This is a genomic window from Blastococcus sp. TF02-09 (genome assembly GCF_003319105.1).
Lineage (GTDB): Bacteria > Actinomycetota > Actinomycetes > Mycobacteriales > Geodermatophilaceae > Blastococcus.
Window position 1 is genome coordinate 51,823 of the sequence record NZ_QOHH01000008.1, and the last position, 13,043, is coordinate 64,865.

The 13,043-nt window shown below is 73.7% G+C and carries 12 protein-coding genes; 4 read left to right on the forward strand and 8 right to left on the reverse strand.

All coding sequences use genetic code 11. From position 1 onward, the window contains the following. Positions 1 to 33 precede the first annotated feature (33 nt). Positions 34 to 1,707 carry a DEAD/DEAH box helicase gene (locus DQ239_RS13195; RefSeq protein WP_113834880.1) on the forward strand — a complete coding sequence of 558 codons (1,674 nt, stop codon included), beginning with the start codon at positions 34 to 36 and terminating at the stop codon, positions 1,705 to 1,707. A 103-nt stretch (positions 1,708 to 1,810) separates the two neighbouring features. Here DQ239_RS13195 and DQ239_RS13200 read toward each other — a convergent pair whose 3' ends face one another. The 4 genes from DQ239_RS13200 to DQ239_RS13215 all read right to left on the reverse strand — a co-directional run bounded on the left by DQ239_RS13200 (position 1,811) and on the right by DQ239_RS13215 (position 7,238). Next, positions 1,811 to 4,342 (reverse strand): SpoIIE family protein phosphatase, encoded by a 2,532-nt coding sequence (locus tag DQ239_RS13200; RefSeq protein WP_113834881.1) that lies wholly within the window; start codon positions 4,340 to 4,342, stop codon positions 1,811 to 1,813. 125 nt (positions 4,343 to 4,467) lie between these two features. Next, positions 4,468 to 5,211, reverse strand: coding sequence for a peroxide stress protein YaaA (yaaA, locus tag DQ239_RS13205; RefSeq protein WP_113834882.1), 744 nt, complete (start codon positions 5,209 to 5,211; stop codon positions 4,468 to 4,470). A gap of 124 nt (positions 5,212 to 5,335) precedes the next feature. Next, positions 5,336 to 6,145 (reverse strand): exodeoxyribonuclease III, encoded by an 810-nt coding sequence (locus DQ239_RS13210; protein ID WP_113834883.1) that lies wholly within the window; start codon positions 6,143 to 6,145, stop codon positions 5,336 to 5,338. A 142-nt stretch (positions 6,146 to 6,287) separates the two neighbouring features. Then, positions 6,288 to 7,238 carry an acyl-ACP desaturase gene (locus tag DQ239_RS13215; protein ID WP_113834884.1) on the reverse strand — a complete coding sequence of 317 codons (951 nt, stop codon included), beginning with the start codon at positions 7,236 to 7,238 and terminating at the stop codon, positions 6,288 to 6,290. 231 nt (positions 7,239 to 7,469) lie between these two features. Here DQ239_RS13215 and DQ239_RS13220 point away from each other — a divergent pair, with 231 nt between their 5' ends. Next, the gene (locus DQ239_RS13220) at positions 7,470 to 9,083 is read left to right on the forward strand and encodes an LCP family protein (RefSeq protein ID WP_113834885.1); all 1,614 of its coding nucleotides are present in this window, start codon (positions 7,470 to 7,472) and stop codon (positions 9,081 to 9,083) included. A gap of 10 nt (positions 9,084 to 9,093) precedes the next feature. Here the strand turns inward: DQ239_RS13220 and DQ239_RS13225 are convergent, their stop codons facing one another. Then, the gene (locus tag DQ239_RS13225; RefSeq protein WP_113834886.1) at positions 9,094 to 9,477 is read right to left on the reverse strand and encodes a VOC family protein; all 384 of its coding nucleotides are present in this window, start codon (positions 9,475 to 9,477) and stop codon (positions 9,094 to 9,096) included. Next, positions 9,474 to 9,758 (reverse strand): metalloregulator ArsR/SmtB family transcription factor, encoded by a 285-nt coding sequence (locus DQ239_RS13230; protein ID WP_199582982.1) that lies wholly within the window; start codon positions 9,756 to 9,758, stop codon positions 9,474 to 9,476. Before DQ239_RS13230 ends, DQ239_RS13225 begins: the two co-directional genes overlap by 4 nt. Positions 9,759 to 9,837: 79 nt before the next feature. On the opposite strand from DQ239_RS13230, the gene DQ239_RS13235 reads away from it, so the two are divergent. Continuing rightward, complete coding sequence (locus tag DQ239_RS13235; protein ID WP_233489180.1) at positions 9,838 to 10,356, forward strand: GNAT family N-acetyltransferase; 519 nt, start codon at positions 9,838 to 9,840, stop codon at positions 10,354 to 10,356. Positions 10,357 to 10,400: 44 nt separating this feature from the next. Beyond that, positions 10,401 to 10,625: a hypothetical protein gene (locus DQ239_RS13240; RefSeq protein ID WP_113834889.1), complete on the forward strand. Its 225-nt coding sequence runs from the start codon at positions 10,401 to 10,403 to the stop codon at positions 10,623 to 10,625. A gap of 92 nt (positions 10,626 to 10,717) precedes the next feature. On the opposite strand, the gene DQ239_RS13245 is transcribed toward DQ239_RS13240, so the two are convergent. Further along, a complete protein-coding gene (locus DQ239_RS13245) occupies positions 10,718 to 11,185 on the reverse strand; it encodes a DUF4383 domain-containing protein (protein WP_113834890.1) in 468 nt (155 codons plus the stop codon). 103 nt (positions 11,186 to 11,288) lie between these two features. Further along, a complete protein-coding gene (locus DQ239_RS13250) occupies positions 11,289 to 12,941 on the reverse strand; it encodes a carbamoyltransferase C-terminal domain-containing protein (RefSeq protein WP_113834891.1) in 1,653 nt (550 codons plus the stop codon). Positions 12,942 to 13,043: the final 102 nt, after the last annotated feature.

A 13,043-nucleotide genomic window follows, 5' to 3' on the forward strand; every position in this document is an offset into this window, starting at 1 on the left:
ACCGCTCCGGTGGGCAGAGGACGATGGGCGGCGATGAACAGCGATCCGGACGGTCCCACCTTCGCCGACCTGGGCCTCCGCCCCGAGCTCCTCCAGGCGCTGACCACCCTTGGCTACGAGGAGCCCACCCCCATCCAGCTCGAGGCGATCCCGCTGGTGGCGGAGGGCCGCGACGTGCTCGGCCAGGCCGCGACGGGCACCGGCAAGACGGCCGCCTTCTCGCTCCCCGTGCTGCAGCGCCTCGAGGCGCACCGCAGCGACCGCGCCCCCGTCGCGCTGGTGCTGGTGCCGACCCGCGAGCTGGCGGTGCAGGTCTCCGAGGCGTTCCACCGCTACGGCAAGGACCTCGGCGCCCGGGTGCTGCCGGTGTACGGCGGCGCCCCGATCGTCCGGCAGCTCCGCTCGCTGGACGCGGGGGTCGACGTCGTGGTCGCCACGCCCGGCCGGGCGCTGGACCTGCTGAACCGGGGGAGCCTGCGGCTGGACGAGGTCGCCACGGTGATCCTCGACGAGGCCGACGAGATGCTCGACATGGGCTTCGCCGAGGACCTCGAGGCCATCCTCGACGCCACGCCCGAGCAGCGGCAGACGGTCCTCTTCTCGGCCACCATGCCGCGCCGGCTGGACGCGCTCGCCCGGCGCCACCTGCGCGACCCCGCCCGGATCACCATCGCGCGCGAGCAGGCCGCGGCCGGCTCCTCGCCGCGGGTCCGGCAGACCGCCTACGTCGTCCCCCGCGCGGCGAAGCCGGCCGCCCTCGGCCGCATCCTGGACATCGAGGCGCCCACGGCCGCCATCGTCTTCTGCCGCACCCGCGAGGAGGTCGACACCCTCACCGAGACCCTCAACGGCCGCGGCTACCGCGCCGAGCCGCTGCACGGCGGCATGAGCCAGGAGCAGCGCGACAAGGTCATGGGCCGGCTCCGCGCGGGGACGGCGGACCTGCTGGTCGCCACCGACGTCGCCGCCCGCGGCCTGGACATCGAGCAGCTCACCCACGTCGTCAACTACGACGTCCCCTCGGCACCGGAGTCCTACGTGCACCGCATCGGCCGGGTGGGCCGGGCCGGGCGCGAGGGCGTCGCCATCACCCTCGCCGAGCCGCGCGAGCACCGGCAGCTCAAGACCATCGAGAAGGTCGCCGGCGCGACGATCGCGGTGCAGACCGTGCCCACGGTGGCCGACCTGCGCGCCCGCCGGCTGGACCTGACCCGCGCCGCGCTGCGCGAGAGCCTGCTCGGCGACGAGCTGGACCGCTTCCGGGTCGTGGTCGAGACGCTGGCCGACGAGTTCGACCTCATGGAGGTGGCGCTGGCCGCGGTCAAGCTCGCCCACGAGGCGGCCGGGGGCGTCGACGACGACGAGGAGATCCCGCAGGTCCGCTTCCGCACCGACCGCGACGCCGGCCGGGGCCCGGCCGGTGCGCGCGGCGAGCGTCCGGCCCGCCGGACCCCGGGCGGGCCGACGGCGCGGGTGTTCGTCGGCCTGGGCCGGGAGGCGGGGATCCGCCCGGGCGACCTGGTCGGCGCCATCACCGGCGAGACCGGGCTGACCGGCCGCGACATCGGCGCGATCGAGATCCACCAGCGGTTCGCGCTGGTGGAGGTGCCGGAGCCCGCCGCGAACGAGGTCATCAGCTCGCTCCGGGCCACCATGATCAAGGGCCGCAAGGCGACCGTCCGCCGCGACAACCAAAGGACCCCCTGAAGAAGGACCCCGTCCTCCTCAGCCCTCGCAGGCTCGGGCCGAGCCTCTGGACGGGGCCTGGTGAGCGGGCGCCGGATCCGTCTGGGCCGGCCGCGGGGTCCTTCTACTCGGGGTACAGGCGGACGGCGACCAGGGCGACGTCGTCGTCGGGCCGGCCCTGGACCAGCCGCTCGATGATCTCGTCGAGCAGGTCGTCCAGCGGCAGCCCGGCCAGCTCGGTGAGGGCGGTCCGCAGCCGCAGCAGGCCCTGGTCGAGGTCGGCGTCGCGGCGCTCGACCAGACCGTCGGTGTAGAGCAGCACGGTGGAGCCGCGGTCGAGGGTGATCACCGACTCGTGCCGCTCCGCGGTGGCGTCCACGCCGAGCATCAGGTCGCCGACCCACGGGGCCAGCTCGGCGACGCTGCCGTCGGCGTTGACGACCAGCGGGGGCAGGTGCCCGGCGTTGGCCCACCGCATCCGGGTGACCCCGCGCCCCACCTCCTCCGGCGTCTGCTCGAAGCGGGCGACCGCCGCGGTGGCCAACGTGCCCACCCCGAGGGTGGCCATGGAGGCGTCGAGGCCACGCAGTACCTCGACCGGCGGGGCGTCGCTGTAGGTGGCGATGCCGCGGAGCAGCGAGCGCAGCTGGCCCATCGCGGCGGCCGCCTCGGTGTCGTGGCCGACGACGTCGCCGATGACCAGCATCGTGGTGCCCGACGCCTGCAGGAACGCGTCGTACCAGTCACCGCCGACACGGGCCGCCTCGGCCGCCGGTAGGTAGCGGACGGCGATCTCCGCGTGGTCGGGTGTCGGCGGGTCGGTGAGCATGCTGCGCTGCAGGCCCTCGGCCAGCTGCTGCTGGGCGCTGAAGAGCCGGGCGTTGTCCAGGGCCAGGCCCGCCCGGTCGGCCACCTCCTGCGCGACGGTGACGTCGTCCGCGCTCGGGGCGTGGCCCGGGGCGTAGAACAGCGTCAGCAGGCCCACCGTCCGCCCGCGGGCGCGCAGCGGGAGCGCTACCTCCGTCTCGGGCGCGAGCAGGGTCAGCAGCTCGCGGGCCGGGCCGTCGGGCAGCAGATCGACCACGTCCGTGCCGCTGAAGGTGGCCGCCTTGCCGGTGTTCAGGGCGCGGGCGATCGGTCCGGTCAGGGGCATCGCCTCCAGCCGGACCTCGCGGTAGCGCTCGAGCAGCGACCGGGCGGCCGGGTCGGGGTGCCAGCTGCCCACGTCCCGGGGGACGCCGTCCTCGCCGATGATCGTGACCATGCAGAAGTCGGCCAGCGCGGGAACGACCAGCCGCGGCAGCCGGGCAGTGGCGACCGCGGTGTCCAGGGTGCCGGCCAGCTCGGCGCTGACCTGCGCCAGGATCGCCAGCTGGCGGGTCGACCGCTCGGCCCGCTCCTGGGCGAGCCGCCGCTGGGTGACCTCCAGGAAGTAGACCGACAGGCCGTCGGGCGTCGGCCAGGCGCGCACCTCGTACCAGCCGTTGAGCGGGGCGGGGTAGTACGCGTCGAACTGCACCGGCCCGCCGGACCGCACGGCGCTGCGGTAACCCTCCTCGAAGACGCTGCCCACCGTGGCGGGGAAGGCCTCCCAGATCACCTGGCCGAGCAGTTCCTCGTGGCCTCGGCCGAGGAGCCGCTTGGCCTCGGCATTGACGTGGGTGAACCGCCAGTCGCGGTCCAGGCTGTAGAAGCCGGCGGGCATCGCCTCGAGCACGCGGGTGACCCGCATCCCGGCGTCCCGCTGGTCGGTGGTGTCGAACGCCGCGCCGAGGACGCGGGTGGTCGTCCCGTCGGGCTCGCGGAGCGCGCGACCCCGAGCCTCGATCCACCGGGTCTCGCCGGTCGGCAGCACGATGCGGTACAGCGCCTCGTAGCTCCCGCCGGTGTCGATGCAGGTCTGCAGCGCCTCGGTGACCCTCGGCAGGTCGTCGGGGTGCAGCCGGTCGTTGAAGGCCTCGATGCTCTCGTCGAAGCCCTCGGTGTCGTAGCCGAACATGGCGATCAGCCGGTCGTCCCAAGTCAACCGGCCGCTCGTGAGGTCCCAGTCGAACGTGCCGATCTTCGCGGCGTCGGTCGCCAGGCCCCAGCGGAGCTGGTCGCCCTCGTACTCGCGCACCAGCGCGGAGAGCTCCAGCTCGGTCATGACCGAACTGGACAGCCGCTGCAGGGTCGCCAGGTCCTCGGCCGACCACTCCCTGGGCTCGGCGTCGTAGACGCACAGGACGCCGACCACCTCGCCCTCCGTGGTGACGAGCGGGGTGCCGAGGTAGGAGCCGATCTGCCCGCTGGCAGCGGGGAAGGTGGCGCTGACCCGCGCGTCGGCCTGCGCGTCGCTCACGACGAGCGGAGCGGTGGCGGCTGCGCTCACCGCGCAGAACGAGTTCTCGAGCGGGGTCTCCGTGCCCACCGGGTCGGCGAGCGCGCCGGCGCGCGCCGCCACGACCTGCACGTCGGTGAGCAGCGACACTTGGCCCGTGCTCGCGCCCAGCAGGCGGGCGGCCAGGTCGGCCAGCCGGTCGAGGCTGTCCGAGGGGTTGCGCAGCAGCAGCCGGCCGGCGATCTCCACCCGTTCCCGGTCGCCGCGCAACTGCTCGGCCGGCGCGTCGTCGACAGTGTCGTCGCCAACGGTCGTCCGGTTCCCGGAGTCGTTCACCGAAGCCCTTCTGCCCGGCCTCGCCGGGGGTCGCGCAGGGCGTCGGGCCACCTGGTTCGAGCCCGTCCCTCGTCGTGTCTGTTATGTCACGCCGGGTCAGTAGCGTGCAACCGAACCGACGCACATCACGTCGGCACGACGAGTGTGAGGGCGGTGCCGCCGTCATGTTCCACGTGCAACCCCGCCCGTCTCAGCAGCCGCCGGAGCCCCACGACGTCCTCCGGATCGGCGGTCGTCGTGGCCAGCAGGCGCGCCAGCCTGCCCTTGTGGGCCTTGTTGAAGTGGCTCACGACGGCCCGCGTGCCGTCGGGCCGCTCGCTGAGCACCTGCACCGTGACGGCGCCGGGCAGCGGGGCCAGCGCCGCGTACGAGCCGCTGCGGAGGTCGACGACCAGTCCGGGCAGCGCCGCGAGCACGGGGGACAGCGCCGGCCGCCAGAGCGTGCGCAGCGTCGGCAGCCCCGGCAGCGCCGACCCGGCCGAGAGCCGGTAGGCCGGGATGCGGTCGTGCGCGCGCACCAGGCCGAAGAGCGCCGAGCCGACGACGAGGCGCGCGTCGGCCCGCGCGCGCCGGGCCCGGGTCATCGAGCGGACGTCGAGGGCGTCGTAGAGCACGCCGGTGTACCGCTCGACGGCGGGCAGCGTGGGCGCGGTCCACAGCGCGGCGTTGCGCGCGATCTCGTCGTCCTGGGCCACGGAGACGCCCAGCGCGGCGCGGGCCGCCGGGACGTCGTCGGCGAGCTTCACCAGGGCCTCGGCCAGCTCGGTGCGGACGCCGGTGAGCTCGGGAGCGCTCAGCGCGGCGAGGTCGAGCGGCTCGCCGTCCCCACCGGGGTGCTTGGTCTCCGACGGCGGCAGCAGCACGAGCACGAGGGACCACGCTACGTCGTCACAGGCCGGGGAAGCCCCGCCGCCAGGCGTGCGCCCGGGCGAACTCCTTGCCCGGCTGCTTTTCCGCGGAAAAGCGGCGCGCTTTTCCGCGGAAAAGCGGGGGTCAGGGTCGGTCGGCGAGGTCGACGATCACCGGGGCGTGGTCGCTGGCGCCCTTGCCTTTGCGCTCCTCGCGGTCGATCAGCGCGCCGGTCACCCGGCCGGCGAACGCGGGGGAGCCGAGGACGAAGTCGATCCGCATGCCCTCGCGGCGCGGGAAGCGCAGCTGCGTGTAGTCCCAGTACGTGTAGACGCCGGGGCCGGGGGCCAGTGGTCGCACCACGTCGGCGAAGCCCGCGTCCACGACCCCCTGGAAGGCGGCGCGCTCGGGCGGCGAGACGTGGGTGGAGTGGGCGAAGACCGACATGTCCCAGACGTCGTCGTCCTGCGGGGCGATGTTCCAGTCGCCGACGAGCGCGATCGGCGCCTCCGGCTCGGCCGCCAGCCAGCCGCCCGCCGTCACCCGGAGGGCCTCCAGCCACTCCAGCTTGTACTGCAGGTGCGGATCGGCGAGCGTGCGGCCGTTGGGCACGTAGAGGCTCCACACCCGCACGCCGCCGCACGTGGCACCGAGCGCGCGCGCCTCCGGTGCGGGGTCCATCCCCTCCTTCGACGACCACGACGGCATGCCGGGGAAGCCGATCTCGACGTCGTCGAGCCCAACGCGGGACAGGATCGCCACGCCGTTCCACTGCGAGTGTCCGACGTGCGCCACCTCGTAGCCCAGCGGGCTGAACACCATCTCCGGGAACTGGTCGTCCCGGCACTTGGTCTCCTGCAGCGCCAGGACGTCGACGTCGTGCCGCTGCAGGAAGGCCGCGACCCGGTCGGCCCGGATGCGGATCGAGTTCACGTTCCAGGTCGCCAGGCGCATGGGGTGATTGTCCGCCTACGGGCCGACGTTCCGGTCGGGTGCCCCTCAGGGCGCGCCCGTCCCGAGCGCCCGTCGGTGGCCCTCTCACCCGTCCCGAGAGGGCCGCTCACGGGCGTTGATCACCCGGGTGCGGCGAGAGCCCTCAGACCTGGACCGGCGTCTCGCCCTTGGCCGCCATCCGGGCCCGCATCCGCTCGCGGCTCTCGACGAACTTCGTCGCCTGCGCGTCCAGGCCGGTGAGGAACTCCGCCAGCTGCTCGCGGGCCTGCTCGCCCTCGGGCCCGAAGTCGGTGCGGTCGAACACCTTCCAGGTGCGCAGGATGGGCGCGACGACCTCGTCGTGGTGCAGCCGCAGATCGTAGATGCCGGCCTTGGCGATGATCGTCGAGTTCTTGCGGAAGTTCGCCATGTTCGCGCCGGGCATCTCGAAGGTCATGACCTCCTTGGCCACGGCCTTCATCATCTCGTCCGGGTCGATGTCGAACGCCGCCGTCACCAGGTTCCGGTAGAAGATCATGTGCAGGTTCTCGTCGGTCGCGATGCGGGCGAGCAGCTTGTCCGCGATCGGGTCGCCGGTGGCGCGCCCGGTGTTGCGGTGCGAGACCCGGGTGGCCAGCTCCTGGAAGGACACGTAGGCCACCGCCTCCAGCGGCGTCTTGTCGCCGGAGTCGTAGCCGGTGGTCATGTAGTCCATCCGCGCCCGCTCGAGCTCGACCGGGTCCACGCCGCGGGTGACCACGAGGTAGTCGCGCAGCGCGACGCCGTGCCGGCCCTCCTCCGCCGTCCAGCGGCCCACCCACTGCCCCCAGGCGCCGTCCCGGCCGAAGCGGGTGGCGATCTCCCGGTGGTAGCTGGGCAGGTTGTCCTCGGTGAGCAGGTTGACGAACATCGCGGCCTTGGCCGTGGCGTCCAGCCGGGACTGCTCGGGTGACCAGTCCTCGCCGCCCAGGAAGGCGAAGTTGCGCCCCTCGTCCCACGGCACGTAGTCGTGCGGGTGCCACTCCTTGGCCATCCGGATGTGCCGGTCGAGGTTCTGCGCCACCACCGGCTCGAGCTCGGTGAGGACGGCTGCCTGCGGGGACGTCTGGGGCATGGGGACCTCCGGGTCGACTCGACCTACGCCGTCGTAACCTACGCGGCCGTAGCCGCGGGCACGGGTGCCCGTGGGGTGCCCGTTCCGAGGCCCCCGCACGCACGAGCGGAGCCGCTCGGCGTGTCGCCCGGACGAGGGTTCCGGGCGGGGAAGGACCCGCAGCGCGACCTGGAGCCGCCATCGGTGGGAGCATGGCGGCGTGACCTGGGCTCCGACCGCGGCGATGCGCCGGTGAGCAGCACGTCCGGGACGCCGGCCGAGCCGGCGTCCGGGGCGCCGGAGCCCCCCGTCTCCCACCGCGCGCCCCGCAGTGCGCCGCACCCTGCCCGTAGCTTCCGCGGCGCCCTCGGCTGGACGGTGCTCAACGCCCTCCTGCCCGGCACCGGCTTCCTCGCGACGGGACGCCGGGTGCTCGGCGGCGTGGTCCTCGCGCTGTTCCTGGTCCTGGCCGGCACCGGGATCTGGCTGGCCACCAGCGGGCAGCGCTCCGCGATCCGCGCGGCCGCGGACACCTCGTCGCTCATGTGGATCGTCGTCGGCATCGGCGTGGGCACGGCCCTGTGGGCGGCGGTCGTGATCGCCGGCCACCTGCTCCTGGTGCCCCGCGGGACCGGCCGCGGTCTGCGCGCCGTCGGCGGCCTGGTGGTCGTGGCGCTGCTGGCGGCCGCCATCGTCCCCGCGGCCGTCGCGGGCCGGTTCGCGCTCGAGGGGCGCGACCTCATCGCCGAGGTCTTCCCCGAGGACGGCCGCTCGGCGACCGTCCAGGACGACGACCCGGACCCGTTCGGCGACCAGGAGCGGGTCAACGTGCTGCTGCTCGGTGGTGACGGCGGCGTGGGGCGCGAGGGTGTGCGCACCGACACCGTGATCGTCGCGAGCATCGACACCGACACCGGCGACACGACGCTGTTCAGCCTGCCCCGCAACCTCGAGGACCTACCCTTCCCCGCGGACAGCCCGCTGGCCGCTCTCTACCCGGACGGGTTCGACGCCGGCAGCGAGAGCGAGAGCCTGCTCAACGCCGTCTACCGCAACGGCCCCGCCATGCACCCCGACGCCCTCGGGCCCACCGACAACCCCGGGGCCGACTTCCTCAAGCTCGGCGTGGGCGAGGCGCTCGGGCTGGACCTGGACTACTACGTCCTGATCAACCTCGAGGGCTTCAGCCGGCTGGTCGACGCGCTCGGCGGCATCACGGTGAACGTGAACTACTGGGTGCCGATCGGGGGCGAGCCGACGAAGCGCATCCTGCCCGACGACTTCATCGCCCCCGGGCCGAACCAGCGCCTGGACGGCTTCACGGCCCTGGAGTTCGCCCGCGGCCGGTACAACCTCACCGACTACGACCGGATGGCCCGGCAGCGCTGCACCATCGACGCGATCGTCGACGCCGCCGACCCGATCACCCTGCTGCGCAAGTACCAGGAGCTGGCCCGCACCACCAAGGACGTCGTCTTCACCGACATCCCCCGCTCGGCGCTGGACGACTTCGTCGACCTGGCGTTCCTCGTGAAGGACGCCGACATCCGCAGCGTCGTCTTCGACAACTCGGTGATCGACCCCGCCTACCCCGACTACGACCGGATCCGCGACATCGTCGACCTGGCGCTGGACCCGCCGGCGCAGGACGAGGGAACCGGGGAGGAGGCCACCGGCGACGAGCCGGCCGACGGCACGGTCGCCGGAGGCCCCACCGAGGCCCCGGTCGGCGGCGTCCCGGAGTCGGGCGGCGAGGACCTGGACGCGCTCGTCGCGCCGAGCGACGTGCGCGATGCCTGCGCCTACGACCGCGACGCCGCGGGGCTCGCCCTCCTCGCGGGCAAGCCGCCGACGAAGACCGGCTGACCCCGCGGGCTCACGTCGCGGCGATCTGGAGCAGGTTGCCGCAGGTGTCGTCGAGCACGGCGGTGGTGACCGGCCCCATCTGCGTGGGCGGCTGGGTGAACCGGACCCCCAGGGCGGTCAGCCGGTCGTACTCCGCCTGGACGTCGGTCACGCTGAAGGAGTTGTAGGGGATGCCGTCGGCCACCAGGCCCTGCTTGTACGCGCGGGCCGCCGGGTGCTCGTCGGGCTCGAGCACCAGCTCGACGCCGTCGGGCTGGTCGGGCGAGACGACGGTGAGCCAGCGGTGCTCCCCCATCGGGACGTCGTTCTTCACCACGAAGCCCAGCACGTCGGTGTAGAACCGCAGCGCCTTCTCCTGGTCGTCGACGAAGACGCTGGTCAGGGTGATGTTCACGGGTTCTCCCGGGGGTCGGTGCGCCACCGGTCGGTGATCGCACGGAGCGGTGCGGTGTCCAGGTCGTGGAACTTGTAGCGGCCCTCGCGCCGGGTCCGGACCAGGCCGGCGGCCTCCAGGACGTCGAGGTGCTGGGAGACGGCCTGCCTGCTGGAGGTCAGGCCGTGCCGCATCACGAGCCGGCTGACCAGCTCGAACAGCGTCTGGCCCGAGCGCTCCTGCAGCTCGTCGAGGATCGCGCGCCGCGTCGGGTCGGCCAGCGCCCGGAACACGTCGCCCACGCCGCGCACCATAGGCAAGCGCGCGCTTGCCTGACAACCCCTGGTTCCTCGTGCCGCGCGACGGGGGAGGATGGCCGTCGTGCCCGCCGTCGACGTCCGTGCCGTCACCGTCGTCGACGACGCGCTGAGGGCCGAGCTGCTCGCCTGCTGGGTGGACGTGAGCAACGCCGGTGGCGCCGTCGGCTTCGTCCCGCCGGTGGGCGTGGAGGACGTCGCACCGGTGCTCGACCGCCTGCTCGAGGGCGTGACCTGCGGGCGCACCGTGCTGTGCGTGCTCACCGTCGACGGCGAGACGGCCGGCTTCGCGGCGCTGGTCGGGTCGCCGTCCCCGCTGCGCCGGCACTGGGGCGCCGTGCTGCGGGTGCAGGTGCACCCGTCCCGCCAGGGCGGGGGGCTGGGCCGGGCGCTCATGGAGGGTGTGCACCGCATCGCCGCGGACCGGGGCTGGGAGTTCGTCTCGCTCACCGCCCGCGGCGGCACGGGCGTCGACGGGTTCTACCGCCGGCTGGGCTACGCCGAGGTGGGCCGCCTGCCGGGGGCGATCCGCGTCGCCGCCGGGGACGACCGGGACGAGATCCTGCTGTTCCGGAAGCTCTGAGGCCCCGCCCCTCGGACCGGCCGCTGCTCTGGTAGACCCGGGGCATGACCTCCGGCACCCCCGACCGCTCCCCCCGGCGCACGCCCGAGCAGGACAGGGCCCGGCTGACCGGCCTGTTCGTGCTTGGCGTGGCCCTGGTCCTGCTGGTGTCGTCGGTGACCTGGTTCGGCAGCGACCAGGCCGGCGTCGGGATCGCGCAGCTCGTCTGCGGTCTCGTGGTCGCCGGGGTGGGTGGCTACCTGGTGCGCCGGTCCGGCACCCGCCCCTGACGTGCGAGCGGGCCGGGCCCCGGCGCCCTCGAGGGGACGCCGGGACCCGGCCCGGGCTCGCGGCCCCGTGCCGGGGGGCACGGGGTCCTTGCTCAGATGCTGCGACGCGCGTCCACGCGGTCGTTGACCGGGCCGAGCGCGATGGCCAGACCGACGAGCGCGGTCAGGATGTGCAGCACGTTGTCAGCGCCGTTGAGGTTGAGGAAGTCCCAGTCCTCGCCGACGGCGATCAGGCCGTAGACGAACGCGGCGCCGTAGCCGACGGCCAGCAGCCAGCCGTAGGTGCGGGCACCGGCGAGCGTGCGGGACAGCGCCAGACCGACGGCGCCGATCAGGATGTGCACCACGTTGTGCGCCGGGTTGATCATGAACCCGAGCAGGTTCTCGTCGGCGTGGTGGACGCCCGGGGCGACCTCGTTGCCGAAGAAGTTGTCGAAGCCGGTGATGAAGAAGCCGACGATGCCGATGAGCAGGTAGACGGCGCCGAAGGCCAGGGCGAGCAGCTCCGGCCAGGTCTTCCCGGCGCGTCCGGTGCCGCTGCGGTCCGCGGATGCGGCCATGAGGTCCTCCTAGGTTGTGGGCCGCCCGATGGGGAACGGCTCGACCTCGGTACCCGCGATCTGCCAGGTCAGACGCGCATCACCCGGTCGTGTGGCACAAGGCTCACTTATCCGTCCGGGACGTCGGCCTGGCCCGCCGGACGACGAACGGGCCGATGGCCAGCAGGTCGACCGGCGCCGAGCCGAAGCACTCCAGCGCATCCCTCGGGTCGTCCACCATCGGCCGGCCGGCGGTGTTGAGGCTGGTGTTGACCACGACGGGGATCCCGGTGCGCCGCTCGAAGGCGGCGATCATCCGGTGCACCAGCGGCTGCTGCTCGGCGTCGATCGTCTGGATGCGCGCGGTCCCGTCGACGTGGGTCACCGTGGGGATGCGGTCGCGCCACTCCTCGGCGACGTCGTGCACGAAGAGCATGTAGGGCGAGGGGATGGGGCCCCGGCTGAAGATACCCGGCGCCTTCTCCAGCAGCACCATGGGCGCGACGGGACGGAACTGCTCGCGGCCCTTCACGTCGTTCATCCGCTCGAGGTTGGCCTCGTACCCCGGGTGCGCGAGCAGCGAGCGGTGGCCGAGCGCGCGCGGGCCGTACTCGCTGCGGCCCTGGAACCAGGCGACGATGCCGTTGTCGGCGAGCACCTCCGCGACCGCCTCGGCGACGTCGTCGGGCCGCTCGTAGTCGATGGCCGCCGTCTGCAGGACCCGCTCGATCTCCTCGTCGCTCCAGCCCCGGCCCAGGGCCGCACCGGGCATCGGCCGGGTGTCCTCGCCGAGCTCGCGGGCGACGTGCAGGGCGGCGCCGAGGGCGGTGCCGGCATCGCCGGCCGCGGGCTGCACCCACACCTGCTCGAACGGGCTCTCGGCGAGGATCCGGGTGTTGGCGACGCAGTTGAGCGCGGTGCCGCCGGCCAGGGTGAGCGTCTTCTCCCCCGTCTGCGCGTGCACCCAGCGGGCGAGGTCGACGAGCACCTCCTCCAGGCGCGTCTGGACGCTGGCGGCGAGGTCGGCGTGCGCCTCGGTCCACTGGCAGCCCGAGCGCAGGCGGGGGGCGAACTCGGTGAAGTCGATCTTCTCGGTGCGGAAGCCGCCGTCGTCCGTGGCCCGGATCAGCTCGGACAGCGCGCCGGTGAAGCGCGGCTTGCCGTAGGAGGCCATCGCCATAACCTTGAACTCGTCGGAGCTGCGCAGGAAGCCCAGGTGGTCGGTGAGCTCCTCGTACATGAGGCCGAGGGAGTGGGGGAGCGCCTGGCCGGCGAGGATCTCCAGCTGCCCGTCGGTGTACCGCCCGGCAAGGTGGCTGTGCGCCTCGCCGCGGCCGTCCAGCACGAGGACGGCGTTGTCCCGCTGCGGCGCGGCGAGCCCGGCCGACGCCGCGTGCGCCACGTGGTGCTTGACGTAGCGGACCTTCGCCGGGTCGAGCCCGGGCAGCGCGTGCGCGAGGAAGTCGGGCGCCATCTCGGCGTACCTCTTGCGCATGACGTCGCCGTCGTCGAACAGGCCGGTGTCCTCCGGCGTCGTCATCAGGCCGGGGTCGAAGGAGTAGGCGACGGCTTCGAGCTCGTCGGGGCGGATGCCGGCCGCCTCCAGGCACCAGGCGGCGGACAGCTCGGGCAGCTCCCACGCGCTCCACGGCAGGGGGCGCTTGCCGTGCTTGCGCCGGCTGAACCGCTCCTCCTCGGCGGCGGCCACGATCTGCCCGTCGACGACGAGGGCTGCCGCGGGATCGTGGTAGATCGCGTTGATGCCGAGGACCTTCACGCGCGCACTCCTCTTCCTGGGGTCCCGGCCCGTCTGCTCCAGGCGTGCACCCCGGTCGTCCTGCGATGATCAAGCCCCCGGGCGGCGTCCGCAGCTCGAAGC

Coding starts and splice junctions, on each gene's coding strand:
- DQ239_RS13195 (WP_113834880.1), top strand. CDS start 34: ATGAACAGCGATCCGGACGGTCCCACCTTCGCCGACCTGGGCCTCCGC.
- DQ239_RS13245 (WP_113834890.1), bottom strand. CDS start 11,185: ATGGCCGCATCCGCGGACCGCAGCGGCACCGGACGCGCCGGGAAGACC.
- DQ239_RS13240 (WP_113834889.1), top strand. CDS start 10,401: ATGACCTCCGGCACCCCCGACCGCTCCCCCCGGCGCACGCCCGAGCAG.
- DQ239_RS13215 (WP_113834884.1), bottom strand. CDS start 7,238: ATGCCCCAGACGTCCCCGCAGGCAGCCGTCCTCACCGAGCTCGAGCCG.
- DQ239_RS13210 (WP_113834883.1), bottom strand. CDS start 6,145: ATGCGCCTGGCGACCTGGAACGTGAACTCGATCCGCATCCGGGCCGAC.